Here is a 15,797-nt window from a genome sequence, read left to right on the forward strand (position 1 = left end):
AAAACGCGCCATTTCCACTTTGGGAAATGGCGCGAGTGACGGGGCTCGAACCCGCGACCTCCGGCGTGACAGGCCGGCACTCTAACCAACTGAGCTACACCCGCTTGAAGCGTGGGGGGGCAACTACCGGCGGTCGCGGGATGCGTCAACCGCAATTCGCAACCACCGCGTTCGTCTTATCGCGACGCGAGCACTTCCTCGGGCGCGGTGCCGGTCAGCGTCCCCTCCTCGAACAGGAAACCCGCAATGTCCGGCTTGCCCGCCGCATCCAGGATCGTCTTCAGGATGATGAGCAGCGGCACCGCCAGCAATGCGCCCACCGTCCCCCAGACCCAACCCCAGAAACTCAGCGCGACCAGGATCAGCAGCGGGTTGATCGTCAGCTTGCGCCCGACCAGCATCGGCGTAATCGCATTCGCTTCCACCAGGTGCATGCCAACGAAGATCGCCGCCGGCAGCAGCGCATACCAGGCGTCCGAAAACGTCATCAGCCCACCCACCGCCAGCAGCAGCGCCGCCAGGATCGGCCCCAGATACGGGATATAGTTCAACAGCGCGACGAGTCCGCCCCACATCAGCGGCGTCGGCATGCTGATCAACGCCAGGCCGACCGACACCGCCGCCCCCAGCGTCACGTTGATGATCGTGATCGTGCCCAGATAGGCGGACGTCGCGTTGACCATGTCCTGGATCACGCGCGCCGTCGCCATCGCGCTCGAAAAACTGCCGCGGTTGCTGATCGTGCGGCGACGCAGGCTCGTCCAGCCCGACAGGAAGAAGAAGATCACCAGGATCGCGAAAAACATCTGGATCAGCGCATGCGGCGCGGACGACGTCAGCAGGTCGAGCAGCGAATTGGGCGCCGACTGGGTCACAACGGTCCGTGACCCGCCCGTTGCGGGCGCGCGCTGCACCAGTTTCATCGTCTGCGCGATGAACTTGTCCAGGCTGGCGTACAGTTCGATCACGGGGCGCAGGTTCTGGCGGATCCGCCCGATCCGGTCCGGCAACAGCGAGAACCACCCTGTCGCGGGCACCACGATCGCCGCGATCGCCACATTGGCGGTAATCAGGAACATCAGCACGCAGGTCAGCGCCGCCGCCGACGATGGCATCCCGCGCCGTTCCAGCCATTCCAGACTGGGCACCAGCGCGATCGCGATCACCAGCGCCGCGGTGATCGGCAGGAAGAACTCCGCCCCCGCCATCAACGCGAACGGCACCGCCAGCACGAACCCGGCGCCCGCGATCAGCGTCAGCGCCGCCAGCAATCGGTCGCGGCGGAACGCCTCCGTTACGAAATCGACCGCCGCATCGGCGTTTGGCGTCTCGTCCTTGCCGGCCCCGTCCGCCACCGACTCGGACAGGATCTGGCCAGCACCTGCCGCCGACTCCATCGGATCATCCAGCTTCCGGCCGTTTGCGTCGTTCGCGTCCACCGATCATTTCCCCCGTCCGCGTGCCCGTCCGCACCCTGCCGCAACCGTCAGGAAAAGCTCCGAAACCTTACTGTCTCAGCGCAAGAAACGACCACTGAAAAGGTTCCATGCTGTCACAAATCTTACATCCGGTCGCCGTGTCCTTCCAACGCCTCGTCGTTCCAGCTTTGACGAATTGGGTTCGAACGGGAATGGGCGGGGAACGGTCGTACCGGTTGGCTGCATCAGCGCCGCCGGTTTGCAGCGACAAGACGTGAACGTCAGCCGGACCCCCGTATGTGTTTTTCGGGTCCGGGGCAGCGTTCGCGCACATGCCGGAGTGTTGAGTGGTTTCTGTTCGTCGATCCCAGGTGTTTGCGGTTTCCAGCCTCGCGCTGATGTCCGCCGCCGTGCTGGTCCCCGCGTCGATGACGTCCGCGGCTGAGACTCCGGCAACCTGGGCACTGCCTGCCGCCCCCGCGCTCCTCAGCCCGGCCGCACCCACCCAGGCCCAGCTGAACATCCTCCGTTTCCGCCAGATCGCCGCCAATACCTTCGCCGAACCGATCCGCACCCTGGCCGCCGACGATGCGAGCGCAGATGCGGACACCGACAGCACCGATGTCGCCGCGGACCAGGCTAGCCTGGACGACGAAACGCTCTGCATGGCAAAGGTCGTCCATCACGAAGCCGGCAACCAGTCGCGCGCCGGTCAGCTCGCGGTCGCGCAGACCATCCTGAACCGCAAGGCATCCGGGCGGTTCGCCGGCACCGTCTGCGGCGTCGTGCATCAGCGGAACCAGTATTTCGACACGACCCGCTACCATCCGAACCGCGCCAGCGCGCAGTGGCAGGCCGCCGTCGCCGTCGCGTTCGAAGCGCTGTCGGGCAAGGCGCAGGCCGTCGTTCCGGGCGCGCTCTTCTTCCGCGCCGCCTATTCCACACCGACGAACTTCTTCAAGGGCCGCATCCGCGTCGCCGCCCTGGGCGATCACGTCTTCTATCGCTGAACGCTTCCGTTCTAGATTGAGGCGGACCTAGTCCCTCTAAGCCCTTCCCCTTCAGGGGAAGGATGGGGTGCCGGCAACAGCATCACACGCGCGGCGTTTAAGGCACGACCCTCAATCCTCCGCAGCCGGCGCCTGCCCGGCGAACCGTGCCGCCTGCGCCCGCTTCCACAGTCCGTGCAGCCAGGCCCGCGGTGTCGCCACCTGCATCCGCTCTGTCGCTGCCAGCCAGCCCTCGGTCGCCCCCGTCACCCGCACCATCGTCTCGCTCGGCGTCTGTTCCGCCGCCCAGCCGTTCAGCGCCTGCGCGTTGGTCAGCAGGAGGAACAGGCTGGCGATCAGGATCGTCGCCCCCGTCCAGCCCAGCCCGCGCCTGCCCTCGCCCATCGCGCGCCCCGGCTCGTCGGGCAGGTCGACCGGCGACGCGTCGTGCGCCCGCATGGTGTTCCGCACGTCGGTTTTCCCGTCGGTCATCCCGCCGCTCCCATCAGAACTGGTAATAGATGAAGGGCGCCACCCCTTCGAACCGCATCGCATCGACCAGCAGAATGGCCGCGCCGGTCGCGACCCCCAGGATCGGCGCCGGCCAGGTCCGCACGCGCCCGGCGATCCCCTGCAACAGCCGCGGCGGCGCGGCGTGGATCGCCAGCCCGAACAGGATCAGCACCAGCTGCAACGGCGTCGCGGTCATGCCGCCCGCGCCGTTCGCCCCGATCCCGCGCAGATAGGCGGTCGCATCGGCGAAACTCGGCGCACGGAAGAAAATCCAGCCTAGCACCACGACATGGAAGGTCACCAGCACGCCGGCCCAGCGCGGCAGAACCGGCCACCCGGCTGGCCGATATTCGCGCCACAGCCGTTCCATCGCCAGCACCAGTCCGTGCAGCCCGCCCCAGATCAGGAACGTCCACTTCGCGCCGTGCCACAGGCCGCCCAGCAGCATCGTCACCATCAGGTTGCGGCAGATGTACCAGACCCCGCCGCGGTTGCCGCCCAGCGCATCGATATACAGATAATCGCGCAGCCAGCTCGACAGGCTGATATGCCAGCGCCGCCAGAACTCCTGCAACGACGCGGCGCGATATGGCTGGTCGAAATTGCGCGGGAACCGGTATCCGAACAGCGCCGCGATGCCGATCGCCATGTCGGAATAGGCCGAGAAATCGCAATAGATCTGCACGGCATAGCCGTAGGCCGCCAGCACCAGGTCGATTCGCGAATGTCCGGCGATATCGGCGAACACCGGATCGACGAACTGCGTCGCCAGTTCGGACGCGATGACCGCCTTCTTGAACAGCCCCCACACGATCAGCAGCAGCGCGGACGCGACCATCCCGCGGTTCAGCCGGGGCGTCGCCTGCAACTGCGGCACCAGGTCCGCCGCGCGCACGATCGGCCCGGCCACCAGATGCGGAAAGAACGACATGAGGAACGTGATGTCGAGCAGCGACGCCGCCGGCACGCGCTGCTTGTACACGTCGACCAGGTAACTCATCCCCTGGAAGGTGAAGAACGACACGCCGACCGGCAGGATCACCTGCACCAGCGGCAGGTCGCGCGCGAACCCGGCGGCGGCCAGCACGTCGCCTACCTGTTCCAGGAAGAACCCGTAATATTTGAAGAAACCGAGGATAGCGAGGTTTAGGACGACGCCCACGATCATCACGCGCTTCCGCACGACCGCATCGTCGCTGTCATCGATCAGCCGCGCCGCGCCCCAGTTCAGCACCGCCGACAGGATCAGCAGCGCGACGAACCGCCAGTCCCACGCGCCGTAGAAGATCCAGCTCGCGACCAGCAGCAGGATCTTGCGCCACTCGTTCGACCGCGACGCCCCCCACACCACGCAGAAGGTGACGAGGAAGAACAATCCGAATGTAAGAGTCGGAAACAGCATCTTACCTACTCCCCCTCCTCTTCACAGGAGGGGGCCGAGGGGTGGTGACGCCCGCAAGCCCGAACACGACTTCCACCACGAGACCCAGACTCAACGCCCCATCCCCGCCGCATCGAGGTCCGCCTGCAACCGCGCGGCGATATCGCGCCCACCCGCCGAATTGAAATGCACATAGTCCCCGCGCATCCGCGCCGGCGTGCCGCGTACCCATTTCGGTGCCGAACAGGCGCCCCCCATCCGCGCGCCCCAGTCCCAGAAGGCCAGCCCCAGCTCGCCCGCCACCTTCCGCTGGATATCGCGCACCACCTTCATCCCCGGCGGCACGAACAGCCCGGACACCGCCGGCCGCACCATCGCGACGGGGGCCGCGACCGGGACCGCGACCGGCACGACCCCCCCGCCCTCACCCGCCAGCGCCGCGATCGTCGCGTCCATGTCCTGCACCTTCGGCTGTATCGCCGCCGGCACCACCACCGGGGCGGGCATCGCCACGCGCACCGCGGGCACGCTGCAGGCGATCGCGCTGCCCGGCGCATTGTTCAGCAGCGCCGGCTGGCGGCTGGCGGCGTCCGGCGCGCCCAGCAGCAGGATCGGCACGTTGCCCGCCAGCCGCCGCAATCGCCCGACCGCGCTGCGCAGCGTGGATTCATAGCCGAACGGGCTGACGCTCGGCGAAAACCCCTCGTTGGTGCCGTACGCCAGCACGATCATGTCCGGCCGGTAACTCCGGAACTCCTCCGCCAGCACCGCATCGTCCGTCCGCCCGAAATGGACGAGCTGCGACCCGACGACCCCCACGTTGGACAGCACGACGCCGCCATCGTCACGGAACGTCGCCCAGGACGTGATCGTCACGGGCCGTTCGCTCGCGGTCACCGTCACCGCGGCGTTGGGTCGGTCGAGCGCGAACGTCCGGCATTGCGGCCGCTCGGTATTGGAATCCAGGTCGAACCGGCTTTCCGCCAGCCCGATCCGCACGGTCAGCGCCCCCGCCGACGGCCGCGCGATCGCGCACAGCACGAACCGGTCGAAACTCTGCGCGCCGTCGGACGTCAGCGACATCGACGCGCCCGGCGTGGTGCTGGTCAGGCTGAACCCCGCCACGCCGATCGCCGGCCGCAGCGGCGCCGATCCCGCGCCGAACGATGCGTTCACCCGCCATCCGGGCGACATCGCCGCGGTCACGCCGCGCGTCAGATATCCGGCATAGGGCCGCCCCGCCGCCAGCACGCCGCGCCCACCGCCGCCATAGCGCGCCTGCAACAGGTCCCGCCACGCACCGGTGATCGCATCGCCCGCGGTATGGCTGTCGCCGATCTGCAGGATATGCACCGGCCGCGCGCCCCGGTCGGTCCGCGCCTTGGCCAGCTTGGCGAAGACGGGGCTCAGTTCGTCCGCGTTGCACAGCGTGCCCACGCACGGTGCCGCCCACACCGGCCCGGCCGCCGCCGCCAGCACCGCCAACACCAGCAGCAGACGACGCTTCACCGTGTCGCCCCCATGTCGAACCGCACCGCCTGCGCCGGCCGCGGCGGCACGCCGGCACCCGCCGGCGAGGGCGCGGGCGCGGGTGGCAATCCCGCCTGCATCCGCGCCGCGGCGACATGCGCCTCGATCCGCTGCGCCAGCCCGCGCGTGATGCGGACATAGCCGTTCATCGACATATGGATCCCGTCGTCCGCGCGCATCAGCACCGGCTTGCCGCTCGAATCGGGCAGGTAGGCCGCGAATCCGTCCGGCCCGCTCGACATCGGGCGCGTATCGATGAACGGGACGCCCAGATCCGCCATCAGCCGCGCATAGAAGGCGTTCATCGCGCTGATGTCGGCATCGAACGTCGCCTTGCGCATCCGTGGCAGGCCGACCCAGTACACCGTTGCCCCGCCACCCCGCAGCGCGCGCACCAGCCCGGCCGCGCGCCTGGCCACCAGCGCCTGCCACGCCGGCGTCATGTAATTGGCCAGATGCCCGTCGGCGATCACGCCCTGCGTGTCGTTCGCGCCATAACTCACGACCGCGATATCGACCGGGGCCTCGGCGATCTGCTGCCGCGTATGGGCCTCCAGGTCCAGGCTCTTGTACCGGGTGAAGCCCGTCGCCTGCCGGCTGTACTTGGTCACGACATAGCCGCGCTTGCCCGGCAGCTCGCGGTTCAGACCGGACCAGACCCCGTCGCCGAAACTGTCGCCATACACACCGATCCGGACCGGTCGCCCCTCCGCCAATGTCCGCACCAGCGACGGCGTTACCGCCACCGCGGTATCGGGCACGGATGCCACCGCCGGCGGCACGCCCGGCTGGACGGGCGGCAACGGGGGCGCTGCCGGCACCCCGGGCGCAGCGGCCGGCGGCGTGATACCGGCCACGCCACCCTGATCTGAAGCCCCTACCGGCGGCGGCGGTGCAACGTCCTGCGGCACCAGCGCCGGCGGCACGACGGGATCGCGCCCGCCGGCAAAGGCGAACCCGATCGCGGCGCCCGCCGCCACACCGACGAACAGCACTGCCGTCCGGTCCGCCACCAGCTGCCATGTCTTCATGCGCACTTGTCTCCGCCGACTGCGCCCCGCCCCGCTCCTATGCGGACGCGGTGCCGCCTGTCACCACCCATGCGCCGAACCGTTCGTCCACCCGCGCGCCGCCCCGGCTCCAGGCCGGAACCGTCGCGGACCCGAACCGCCGCGCCCCGCGTTTCCACCGCACCATCAGGAGACCTGCGATGACGTCCACGCCAGCCGAACCGACCCCGGATCCCGTCAAAGAACCCGGCACCAAGGGCGCAACCGGCGGTCCGTCCGTCACCGGGGAGGTCCACATGCCGCGCGATTATGACGACGACAGCGTCAATGGCAGCCTGAACCTGGAACAGAAGGTCGCCCCCGACGCGTTCCGCGACAAGGATCCGTCGAACCACGGCAGCCGTTGATCGACCCCACGGCCTAGTCTGGCTTGGCCGGCCGGGAATGTTCTGAAAATTGGTGCCCCTGGCCGGGGTCGAACCAGCACTCCTTGCGGAACTCGATTTTGAGTCGAGCGCGTCTACCAATTTCACCACAGGGGCACGCAAGCGCCACCTAACAAAGCTGCCCGTCGATCACAACCGTCCCGTTCGCCCGACCTGCGCTTTGGCGTGCAGGCTTCTACCGGATGAAATACCCCACCACCTTCCAGGCGGAACGGTCGCGGGCGAGCGTGACGGTTTCGACGGCGCCGGGCTTGCTCGCGAAGTCCGTCCGGAACTGGAGGACTTCATAGTCCCCGGCCGGCGCGCCGGGCAGCGTGCCGGCTTTCGTCACGGTCTGGAAGGTCCGGGACGAAACCGGTCCAAGCGGCGCCCGGACGGATTGGATTGTCGCCCCCCATTGCGCCGCCGTGATCTGGGTCTTGAAGAGCGAAGCAGCCGCGCGCCAGCTGCCGTTCCAGTCCTGCCGATCGAGCATCGACAGCCATGTGCGGGCCGCCCCCAGCCCGGCTGATCGCGACATGTTGGCGGGTGCTGCGACCGGGGGAGAGCCTTCCCGGCCCGAGGTGAAGTTTCCGTAAAACGCCGACGAGAGGGCGACGACCGCAATCAGAAGCGACATGATGAGCATTCCTCCACCGAACCAGACAAGCCGATAACCCCCGGCTTGCGGGTGGCCTGCGTCCGGAAGCGGACGCATGGGGCGCGCGCCGTCCGCCACCCCCAAAGCCCTGTCCACCAAAGAATCGGGGAGAGCTTGCTCCGATTCGGCCAGGAACCTTGCCGCTTCCCGACTGCTCGAAACGTCCAGCTTCCTCCGTGCGTCGCGCAACCGTTCGTTGATCGTATGAACCGACAAACCGAAATGGCGGGCTATCGACTTGGCGTCATGTCCGGCGATCAGCAGCCGTAGCGTCTCCTTCTCCCGTTCGGTCAGCGTCAGGATGCCGGCACGCGTCATGGAACGCCCCGCCTTTCCAGGCGGTTCGGCATGGGGAACGGCACTGCTGCCTTCTACCATCGTCCGTCCGTTCCGCAGCCGACCAGCGTGGCAACCCGTGCAATCCAGACCCGTCTCGGATTCGCCCGCCTCAATTCGTCGGTGTCCGCCGGCGATAGCTCAGCGCCTCCGCCACATGCACACGCCCGATACCCTCATGCCCGCCGAGGTCCGCGATCGTGCGGGCGACGCGCAGCACGCGGTAATATCCCCGCGCCGACAGCCGCATCGCCTCCGCCGCCTTGGCCAGCAGCTGCCGACCCGCCTCGTCCGGCGTCGCCACGCGGTCGAGCAGCGCGCCGTCCGCCTCCGCATTGGTCCGCACGCCCTCGCTGGCATAGCGCGCCGTCTGCACGTCGCGCGCCGCCGCCACGCGCGCCGCGACCTGTGCCGAACCCTCGGCCGGCGGGGGCAGCACAAGGTCCGCCGCCGTCACCGCGCCCACGTCGACATGCAGGTCGATCCGGTCGAGCAACGGCCCGCTCAACTTTCCCTGATAGTCCGCGGCACAACGCGGTGCCCGCGCGCAGGCCAGCGCCGGATCGCCCAGATGCCCGCACCGACACGGGTTCATCGCGGCGATCAGCTGCACCCGCGCCGGAAAGGTCACATGCGCGTTCGCCCGCGCCACGGACACCCGACCCGTCTCCAGCGGCTGGCGCAGCGAATCGAGTACCCCGCGCTGGAACTCCGGCAGTTCGTCCAGGAACAGCACGCCCAGATGGGCGAGCGACACCTCCCCCGGCCGCACCTTCAACCCGCCGCCGACCAGCGCCGCCATCGACGCACTGTGGTGCGGCGCGCGGTACGGCCGCCGCCGGATCAGCCGCCCGTCCTGCAACAGCCCGGCGACCGACGCGACCATCGACACCTCCAGCGCCTCCGACGGTGTCAGGTCCGGCAGGATGCCCGGCAGGCACGCCGCCATCAGCGATTTTCCCGCCCCCGGGGGACCCGCCATGATCATGTTGTGTCCGCCGGCCGCCGCGATCTCCAGCGCGCGCTTGGCGACTTCCTGGCCCTTCACCTGTTTCAGGTCGGGGCCGTCATGCCCGCTCTCCACCGCACCCGGCAGCGGGGCCGGCAACGGCGCGGTGCCCTTGAAATGGTTCAGCAGCGCCAGCAATCCCGGCGCGCCGATCACCTCGATCGACCCGGCCCAGGCCGCCTCCGGCCCCTGCGACGCGGGGCAGACCAGCCCCAGCCCACGTTCCGACGCATGCAGCGCCGCCAGCAGCACGCCCGGCGTCCCCGACACCCGCCCGTCCAGCCCCAGTTCGCCGACCACCACATAGGAGGCCAGCGTCTCCGCATCGATCACCCCCATCGCGCCCAGCAGGCCGAGCGCGATCGGCAGGTCGTAATGTGATCCTTCCTTGGGCAGGTCGGCCGGCGACAGGTTCACCGTGATCCGCTTGGGCGGCAACGCCAGCCCGATCGCGGTCAGCGCGGCGCGCACCCGCTCGCGGCTCTCGGCCACCGCCTTGTCGGCCAGCCCCACCACGGCGAAGGCGGGCACGCCCGGTGCCAGCTGCACCTGCACCTCGACCGCGCGCGCCTCCAGCCCGAGATACGCCACCGTCGAAACATGCGCGACCATGCACTTCTCCCCCGGCGCGGGGTATCGCGGCGGGCCGGCCGGAAGTCGAGCGGATTTGCGGTGCCCGGTCCGTCATCCCTGCGACGGCCGCGATCTTCCGTCGAAAAGGCGCCTGCTGCCCGCCGACGCGAGCCGCGGCCTCACGCCGTCGGGACGAGCCCGTGCGGCCCGCCGACAAGCCGTGCGAGATAGGCCACCGCGTCGCCGATCCCCGACGAACCGCTCATGTCGGACGCATCGTCCCACCACAGGCCGGCCGCGACGATCATCGCAAAGGCCAGCAGTCGCAGCCCGACGTCGAGCCAGAAGAACGGCGCGGTGCGGGCCGGTGGGCGGTTGGTGTCGGCGATGGGCATGTTCTGTGTCGGCATGCTCCAGCATCTAGCAACCCATTGTGTCCCGTTCGTTGCTGAACTCCACCGAAGGATTACGTAGCGGAAACCTTCGATCGCGATCCCATCGTCGGACCGGTGCATGACGCGCTCGCCGCATGGCGCCCCCCTCTGCCGCTCGGCGCACCCGTCGCGCTCCGCCGCCCGCCGCCCGCCGGCATTGACTCGCGGCCCCCTTTTCCCTATCCGCACCGCCATTCCGGCCGCACGCCCGTCGTGCGGCCTTTTGACGTTGATGCCCAAGGAATGACCGATGAAGCGCACTTTCCAGCCGTCGAACCTCGTCCGTGCCCGCCGTCACGGCTTCCGCACGCGGTCGGCGACGCCGGGCGGCCGCAAGATCCTGGCGGCGCGCCGCGCCCGCGGTCGCAAGGTCCTGTCGGCCTAACGACGCTGACCCGCCGCGCGGATTTCCTCGCGGCCAATGGTGGGGTCCGGGCACCGATGCCCGGCTTCATCCTGCAGATGCGGCAACGCGGTGACGGCGATCCCGCGATCCGCGCAGGCTATACGGTGACCAAGAAGGTCGGCAATGCCGTCGTCCGCAACCGGATGAAGCGGCGGCTGCGTGCCTTGGCGCGTGCCGCCCTCCCGGTTTCGGGTGTGACAGGTGCCGATCATGTCCTGATCGGGCGTGGCGGCGGGATCGAGCGGTCCTTTGCCGACATGGTGCGCGATCTCGACAAGGCGCTGACCAAGGTCGCGCGCGCCGCATCGCCCCATAGCGGCCCGAAATGATCGCGCGCGGGCTGATTCTGATCGCCCGGCTGTGGCAGATCGGCCCCTCCCGCCTCATTCCGCCCACCTGCCGCTATGCGCCAAGCTGTTCGTCCTATGCGATCGAGGCATTGTCGCGCTATGGGGCGGCAAAGGGCGGCTGGTTGGCCGCCCGTCGTCTGCTGCGTTGCCATCCCTGGGGTGGGTGCGGTGCCGATCCGGTTCCATGAGATTTTGGGGTGATTTCCGTTGAACAGCGATAATCGCAACCTGATCCTGGCGATCGTGTTGTCCGCACTGGTGCTGTTCGGGTGGAGCGCGGTGTCGAACCGCTTCCTGCCCACCGCCGCGCCGCCGTCTACCCAGATCGTCGATGGCAAGCAGGTCGTCTTGCCCAAGCCCGAGGCCGCGATCGACAGCCCCGCCGCGCTGCGCGACCGTGCCGTGGTGCTGGGTGAAAGCCCGCGCATCCGCATCGCGACGCCCAAGCTGGCCGGATCGATCAACCTGCGCGGCGCGCGGATCGATGACCTCACGCTTACCGCCTACGGCGAAACGATCGCGAAGAACGCCCCCCCGGTCCGGCTGCTGTCGCCCGGCGGCACGGCGGACGCCTATTTCGCCGGCTTCGGGTGGACGGGCGAGGGGGCTGCCATCCCGACGGCCGATACGGTCTGGACCGCGGACGGCGCGCTGCTCGCCCCCGGCCGGCCGGTCACGCTGCGCTGGGCGAACGGCCAGGGCCAGCTTTACCGGCTGCGCTTCGCGGTCGATGCCAACTATATGTTCACCGTGACGCAGACCGTCGGCAATGCCGGCACGGGCCCGATCGCGGTGCAGCCCTACGCGCTCGTCAGCCGCACCGGCGTGTCGAAGGACCCGGACGGCTGGACGATGCACACCGGCCCGATCTCGACCCTCAACGGCACCACCAACTACGGCCCGAACTTCAAGGAACTGGACGAGGCGGGGGCCGCCGGCCTCAGCTACCAGTCGACCGGCGGCTGGCTCGGCTTCGGCGATAAATACTGGCTGACCGCGCTCGCGCCGGAACAGACCGCGCCGATCGACGCGGCCTTCCGTGCGGCGTCCGGCCGCTACCAGGCGCAGCTCACCAACCGCTCGCGTATCGTGGCCCCGGCCATGCAGACCAGCGTCGTCCAGCATTTCTTCGCGGGTGCCAAGGAAGTCGCGACGCTCGACGGGTATCAGGCTTCGCTCGGCCTTCCCAACTTCGGTCGCGCGATTGATTGGGGCTGGTTCGAAGTCCTGGAGAAACCCGTATTCCACGTCCTGCACTGGCTGTTCGAGGCGGTCGGCAACTTCGGCGTCGCGATCATCCTGCTGACCGTGCTGGTCAAGACGCTGATGTTCCCGATCGCGCAGAAACAGTTCAAGTCGATGGCCGGCATGCGCGTCCTCCAGCCGAAGATCAAACTGCTGCAGGAACGCCACAAGGACGACAAGGCAAAGCTCCAGTCCGAAATGCTGGAACTGTACAAGGCGGAAAAGGTCAGCCCGCTTTCGGGTTGCTTGCCGATCCTGATCCAGATCCCGATCGGCTACGCGTTGTACAAGGTCCTGATGCTGACGATCGAGATGCGGCACCAGCCGTTCACGCTCTGGATCAAGGATCTCGCCGCGCCCGATCCGCTGACCCCGGTCAACCTGTTCGGGCTGCTCGACTTCACCCCGCCGCACCTCATCGCTATCGGCATCATCCCGATCCTGCTCGGCATCACGCAATATTTCCAGTTCAAGCTGAACCCCGCCCCCGCCGATCCGACGCAGGCGCAGATCTTCGCGATCATGCCCTGGGTGTTCATGTTCATCATGGCGCCCTATGCGGTCGGCCTGCTGCTCTACTGGATCACGCAGAACCTGATCGGGATCGCGCAGCAGACCTGGTTCTACAGCCGCTATCCCGGCATGAAGGCCGCGATGGCGGCCCCCGCGCCCGCTCCGATCGTCCCGATCAAGCAGGCCCGGACACCGAAGAAGTAACGCAACCCCGTCATTTCGGCGATATGCCGGGATGACGGACATGGCAGTTCCCCCTCGTCCGACCGGTTCGAGCTTGTCGAGAACCCGCCACAGACCTGCCAGGACGCGCCATGACCGACGAAGAATTCAATCCCGCCGAACATCTGATCGAACCCGCGCGTAAATTGTTCGCCGGGCCGATCGGCTTCCTCAAATCCGCGCCCGGGCTCGAACATCTGCCCAGTCCCGACGTGCCGGAGGTGACCTTTGCCGGCCGTTCCAACGTCGGCAAGTCGTCGCTCCTGAACGCGCTGGCCGGCCGCAACGCGCTCGCCCGCACGTCGAACACGCCGGGCCGGACGCAGGAACTCAATTTCTTCGACGTGGGCGATCCGCTCGTCTTCCGGCTCGTCGACATGCCCGGCTACGGCTTTGCCAAGGCGCCCAAGGACATGGTCCGCAAATGGCGCTTCCTGGTGAACGACTATCTGCGCGGTCGCGTCGTCCTGAAACGCGCGCTCGTCCTGATCGACAGTCGCCACGGCGCAAAGGACGTCGATCGCGAGATCATGACGATGCTCGACAAGGCGGCGGTCTCCTACCGCCTGGTCCTGACCAAGGCCGACAAGATCAAGGCGAGCGACCTCGCCGCCGTCACCACCGCCACGATTGCGGAAGCGCGCAAGCATGTTGCCGCCCACCCCGAAATCCTGGTCACGTCCAGCGAGACCGGTCTCGGCATTCCCGAACTGCGCGCCGCCGTACTCGAAGCGATCGGCTGAACCCGCGCCATGACGACGGGGGCAAGGTCTTGCCCCGAACCCGGCGGCACGGCAGAAGCCGCCACGGAACAGAGGGACCCGCCACATGCTGAACATCGTCATCGGCAACCGCGCCTACAGCAGCTGGTCGATGCGCGGCTGGCTCGCGGTCCGGCTGTCCGGCCTGCCGTTCACCGAAACGCTCCTGCCGATGTGGTCGCCCGAATGGGACGCGGCGCGCGCCACCGGCCCGCTGGCATTGTCGGGCAAGGTTCCGACGCTGATCGACGGCGACGTGACGCTCTGGGACAGCCTGGCGATCGTCGAGCATCTTGCCGAACACACCGGCCGTGACCGGTTCTGGCCGGCCGATCCCGCCGCCCGCGCGCGCGCGCGCTCGATCGCCGCCGAAATGCACAGCGGCTATCCCGACCTGCGCCGTGATTGCGGCATGAACGTCCGCCGCCGCTACGCCCCCTCCCCGCTCGCCCCCGCCACACAGGGGGACGTTGACCGCGTCGTCGCGCTCTGGACCGAAGCCCGGACCCGTTTCGGGACCGGCGGCGACTATCTGTTCGGCGATTATGGCGCGGCCGACCTGATGTTCGCGCCCGTCGCCACCCGTTTCCGGACCTACGCGGTCCCGCTGCCCGCCATCGCCGACCGCTATGTCGACGCGCTGCTCGCCCACCCCCACGTCGCCGAATGGATCGCCGCGGCCCACGCCGAACCCTGGGTCCTCGACCGCTACGAACGCTGATGCCCAAGTGCCCCGGCGAAGGCCGGGGCCTAGCCGCAACCGCTCCACCGGCGTGCGCCACCAGGAACCCGAAATGCTCGACCCCGTCCCCCTCACCGCAGACCTGATCGCCTGCCCCAGCGTCACGCCGCGCGATGCCGGTGCGCTCGACATCCTCACCGCCGCGCTCGAATCGATCGGCTTCACGGTCGAAACCTTCTGGTCCGGCGACGCGCCCGATGGCCCGGTCCGCAACCTGTTCGCCACGCGCGGCACCGGCAGGCCGCATTTCGCCTTTGCCGGCCATACCGACGTCGTACCCGCCGGGCCGGACGCGTTCGTCCCCACCGTGCGGGGGGATATGCTCCACGGCCGCGGGGCGGTGGACATGAAGGGCGCGATCGCCGCCTTCGTGGCCGCCGCGTCGCGCGTGCCCGACCATCGCGGCACCGTCAGCCTGATCGTCACCGGGGACGAGGAAGGTCCCGCCACCCACGGCACCGTCGCCCTCATGGACTGGATGGCGCCACGCGGGATCCGCCCGGACCTTTGCCTGGTTGGTGAACCGACGTCGGACGCGCGGCTGGGCGATACGATCAAGATCGGCCGGCGCGGCTCCGTGAACATGTGGATCACCGTCGCCGGCACGCAGGGCCATGTCGCCTACCCCCACTTCGCCGACAATCCGATCCCGCGTCTCACCGCGATCCTGACCGCCGTCCACGGCCTCGTCCTCGACGCGGGCACCGACTGGTTCCAGCCATCCAATCTGGAGGTCACCGACATCGCGGTCGGCAACCCCGCCGCCAACGTCATCCCGGCCCAGGCGACCGCACGGCTCAACATCCGCTTCAACGACCTCCACCGCGGCGACGCACTGGTCGCCCGGGTACGGGACATCGTTCACGCCCATGGCGGCACGCTTACGGCAAAGGTCTCGGGCGAAGCGTTCCTGACCGAACCCGGTGCGCTGTCCGACACTGTCGCTGCGGCGATCCGTACCGTCGCGGGCATCGATCCGGTGCTGTCCACCGGCGGCGGCACGTCGGACGCTCGGTTCCTCTCCCGGCTTTGCCCGGTGGTTGAATTCGGCCTCGTGAACGCGACCATGCACAAGCAGGACGAAGCCGTCGCGATCCCCGATCTGCTGGCCTTGACCGAAATCTACGCCGAAATCCTGCGTACGGTCTTGCCGTAACTCCCTGTTACGCGGCAGGAGACCATCGTCTCGGCCCGGCTGAATATCGGCCCTTGCCCGGCGTCCCGTTTCGGTCGAAACTCAGGCACTCGGATCGGAATGGTATCCCATTCGGAGTAGGAC

The 15,797-nt window shown here is 68.5% G+C and carries 18 protein-coding genes and 2 tRNA genes; 9 read left to right on the forward strand and 11 right to left on the reverse strand.

The annotated features are described in order from the left end of the window. Positions 1-27: 27 nt before the first annotated feature. A tRNA-Asp gene (locus tag BKY59_RS09970) sits at positions 28-104 on the reverse strand. 72 nt (positions 105-176) lie between these two features. Continuing rightward, complete coding sequence (locus BKY59_RS09975) at positions 177-1,397, reverse strand: AI-2E family transporter (RefSeq protein WP_083672051.1); 1,221 nt, start codon at positions 1,395-1,397, stop codon at positions 177-179. A 419-nt stretch (positions 1,398-1,816) separates the two neighbouring features. On the opposite strand from BKY59_RS09975, the gene BKY59_RS09980 reads away from it, so the two are divergent. Then, positions 1,817-2,428 (forward strand): cell wall hydrolase, encoded by a 612-nt coding sequence (locus tag BKY59_RS09980; RefSeq protein ID WP_076071281.1) that lies wholly within the window; start codon positions 1,817-1,819, stop codon positions 2,426-2,428. A 111-nt stretch (positions 2,429-2,539) separates the two neighbouring features. Here BKY59_RS09980 and BKY59_RS09985 read toward each other — a convergent pair whose 3' ends face one another. The 5 genes from BKY59_RS09985 to BKY59_RS17710 all read right to left on the reverse strand — a co-directional run bounded on the left by BKY59_RS09985 (position 2,540) and on the right by BKY59_RS17710 (position 7,052). Beyond that, positions 2,540-2,899, reverse strand: a complete 360-nt coding sequence (locus BKY59_RS09985; RefSeq protein ID WP_129586339.1) for a hypothetical protein — start codon at positions 2,897-2,899, stop codon at positions 2,540-2,542. A 13-nt stretch (positions 2,900-2,912) separates the two neighbouring features. Beyond that, positions 2,913-4,322, reverse strand: a complete 1,410-nt coding sequence (locus BKY59_RS09990; protein WP_076071126.1) for an MBOAT family O-acyltransferase — start codon at positions 4,320-4,322, stop codon at positions 2,913-2,915. Positions 4,323-4,412: 90 nt separating this feature from the next. After that, positions 4,413-5,810, reverse strand: a complete 1,398-nt coding sequence (locus tag BKY59_RS09995; RefSeq protein WP_076071128.1) for an SGNH/GDSL hydrolase family protein — start codon at positions 5,808-5,810, stop codon at positions 4,413-4,415. Further along, complete coding sequence (locus tag BKY59_RS10000; RefSeq protein WP_083672052.1) at positions 5,807-6,862, reverse strand: SGNH/GDSL hydrolase family protein; 1,056 nt, start codon at positions 6,860-6,862, stop codon at positions 5,807-5,809. The genes BKY59_RS09995 and BKY59_RS10000 overlap by 4 nt, the downstream gene beginning before the upstream one ends. A gap of 37 nt (positions 6,863-6,899) precedes the next feature. After that, positions 6,900-7,052 (reverse strand): hypothetical protein, encoded by a 153-nt coding sequence (locus BKY59_RS17710; RefSeq protein WP_165374830.1) that lies wholly within the window; start codon positions 7,050-7,052, stop codon positions 6,900-6,902. Between BKY59_RS17710 and BKY59_RS10005 the strand changes: the two genes are divergently transcribed. Further along, positions 7,042-7,248 carry a hypothetical protein gene (locus tag BKY59_RS10005; protein ID WP_076071131.1) on the forward strand — a complete coding sequence of 69 codons (207 nt, stop codon included), beginning with the start codon at positions 7,042-7,044 and terminating at the stop codon, positions 7,246-7,248. The genes BKY59_RS17710 and BKY59_RS10005 overlap by 11 nt on opposite strands. A 50-nt stretch (positions 7,249-7,298) precedes the next feature. Here the strand turns inward: BKY59_RS10005 and BKY59_RS10010 are convergent. From BKY59_RS10010 to BKY59_RS10025, 4 genes are all read right to left on the reverse strand, one after another. Continuing rightward, a tRNA-Leu gene (locus BKY59_RS10010) sits at positions 7,299-7,383 on the reverse strand. A gap of 79 nt (positions 7,384-7,462) precedes the next feature. Further along, positions 7,463-8,245, reverse strand: coding sequence for a helix-turn-helix domain-containing protein (locus BKY59_RS10015; protein WP_076071132.1), 783 nt, complete (start codon positions 8,243-8,245; stop codon positions 7,463-7,465). A 130-nt stretch (positions 8,246-8,375) separates the two neighbouring features. Further along, positions 8,376-9,884 (reverse strand): YifB family Mg chelatase-like AAA ATPase, encoded by a 1,509-nt coding sequence (locus tag BKY59_RS10020; RefSeq protein ID WP_076071134.1) that lies wholly within the window; start codon positions 9,882-9,884, stop codon positions 8,376-8,378. A 140-nt stretch (positions 9,885-10,024) separates the two neighbouring features. Continuing rightward, entirely contained in the window at positions 10,025-10,255 is a 231-nt protein-coding gene (locus BKY59_RS10025; protein WP_076071135.1) for a hypothetical protein, read from the reverse strand. Positions 10,256-10,529: 274 nt separating this feature from the next. Between BKY59_RS10025 and rpmH the strand changes: the two genes are divergently transcribed. The 7 genes from rpmH to dapE all read left to right on the forward strand — a co-directional run bounded on the left by rpmH (position 10,530) and on the right by dapE (position 15,674). Then, positions 10,530-10,664: a 50S ribosomal protein L34 gene (gene rpmH, locus BKY59_RS10030; RefSeq protein WP_076071284.1), complete on the forward strand. Its 135-nt coding sequence runs from the start codon at positions 10,530-10,532 to the stop codon at positions 10,662-10,664. 5 nt (positions 10,665-10,669) lie between these two features. Then, complete coding sequence (rnpA, locus tag BKY59_RS10035) at positions 10,670-11,014, forward strand: ribonuclease P protein component (protein WP_076071285.1); 345 nt, start codon at positions 10,670-10,672, stop codon at positions 11,012-11,014. Then, positions 11,011-11,223: a membrane protein insertion efficiency factor YidD gene (gene yidD / locus BKY59_RS10040; RefSeq protein WP_076071137.1), complete on the forward strand. Its 213-nt coding sequence runs from the start codon at positions 11,011-11,013 to the stop codon at positions 11,221-11,223. The genes rnpA and yidD overlap by 4 nt, the downstream gene beginning before the upstream one ends. 19 nt (positions 11,224-11,242) lie before the next feature. Further along, a complete protein-coding gene (yidC, locus tag BKY59_RS10045; RefSeq protein WP_076071139.1) occupies positions 11,243-12,997 on the forward strand; it encodes a membrane protein insertase YidC in 1,755 nt (584 codons plus the stop codon). Positions 12,998-13,107: 110 nt separating this feature from the next. Continuing rightward, on the forward strand, positions 13,108-13,758 hold the full coding sequence (yihA, locus tag BKY59_RS10050) for a ribosome biogenesis GTP-binding protein YihA/YsxC (protein WP_076071141.1): 651 nt from the start codon (positions 13,108-13,110) through the stop codon (positions 13,756-13,758). Between the two features lie 85 nt (positions 13,759-13,843). After that, the gene (locus BKY59_RS10055) at positions 13,844-14,497 is read left to right on the forward strand and encodes a glutathione S-transferase (RefSeq protein WP_076071143.1); all 654 of its coding nucleotides are present in this window, start codon (positions 13,844-13,846) and stop codon (positions 14,495-14,497) included. Positions 14,498-14,570: 73 nt separating this feature from the next. Continuing rightward, entirely contained in the window at positions 14,571-15,674 is a 1,104-nt protein-coding gene (gene dapE, locus BKY59_RS10060) for a succinyl-diaminopimelate desuccinylase (RefSeq protein ID WP_076071144.1), read from the forward strand. Positions 15,675-15,797 lie beyond the last annotated feature (123 nt).

This window comes from Sphingomonas montana (genome assembly GCF_001956315.1).
GTDB classification, from domain to species: Bacteria; Pseudomonadota; Alphaproteobacteria; order Sphingomonadales; family Sphingomonadaceae; genus Sphingomonas_R; species Sphingomonas_R montana.

Coding starts and splice junctions, on each gene's coding strand:
- BKY59_RS10005 (WP_076071131.1), top strand. CDS start 7,042: ATGACGTCCACGCCAGCCGAACCGACCCCGGATCCCGTCAAAGAACCC.
- BKY59_RS09975 (WP_083672051.1), bottom strand. CDS start 1,397: ATGGAGTCGGCGGCAGGTGCTGGCCAGATCCTGTCCGAGTCGGTGGCG.
- BKY59_RS10015 (WP_076071132.1), bottom strand. CDS start 8,245: ATGACGCGTGCCGGCATCCTGACGCTGACCGAACGGGAGAAGGAGACG.
- yihA (WP_076071141.1), top strand. CDS start 13,108: ATGACCGACGAAGAATTCAATCCCGCCGAACATCTGATCGAACCCGCG.
- BKY59_RS09985 (WP_129586339.1), bottom strand. CDS start 2,899: ATGACCGACGGGAAAACCGACGTGCGGAACACCATGCGGGCGCACGAC.
- dapE (WP_076071144.1), top strand. CDS start 14,571: ATGCTCGACCCCGTCCCCCTCACCGCAGACCTGATCGCCTGCCCCAGC.
- BKY59_RS10020 (WP_076071134.1), bottom strand. CDS start 9,884: ATGGTCGCGCATGTTTCGACGGTGGCGTATCTCGGGCTGGAGGCGCGC.
- BKY59_RS09990 (WP_076071126.1), bottom strand. CDS start 4,322: ATGCTGTTTCCGACTCTTACATTCGGATTGTTCTTCCTCGTCACCTTC.
- BKY59_RS10000 (WP_083672052.1), bottom strand. CDS start 6,862: ATGAAGACATGGCAGCTGGTGGCGGACCGGACGGCAGTGCTGTTCGTC.
- BKY59_RS10025 (WP_076071135.1), bottom strand. CDS start 10,255: ATGCCGACACAGAACATGCCCATCGCCGACACCAACCGCCCACCGGCC.
- yidD (WP_076071137.1), top strand. CDS start 11,011: ATGATCGCGCGCGGGCTGATTCTGATCGCCCGGCTGTGGCAGATCGGC.
- BKY59_RS10055 (WP_076071143.1), top strand. CDS start 13,844: ATGCTGAACATCGTCATCGGCAACCGCGCCTACAGCAGCTGGTCGATG.
- BKY59_RS09980 (WP_076071281.1), top strand. CDS start 1,817: ATGTCCGCCGCCGTGCTGGTCCCCGCGTCGATGACGTCCGCGGCTGAG.
- rpmH (WP_076071284.1), top strand. CDS start 10,530: ATGAAGCGCACTTTCCAGCCGTCGAACCTCGTCCGTGCCCGCCGTCAC.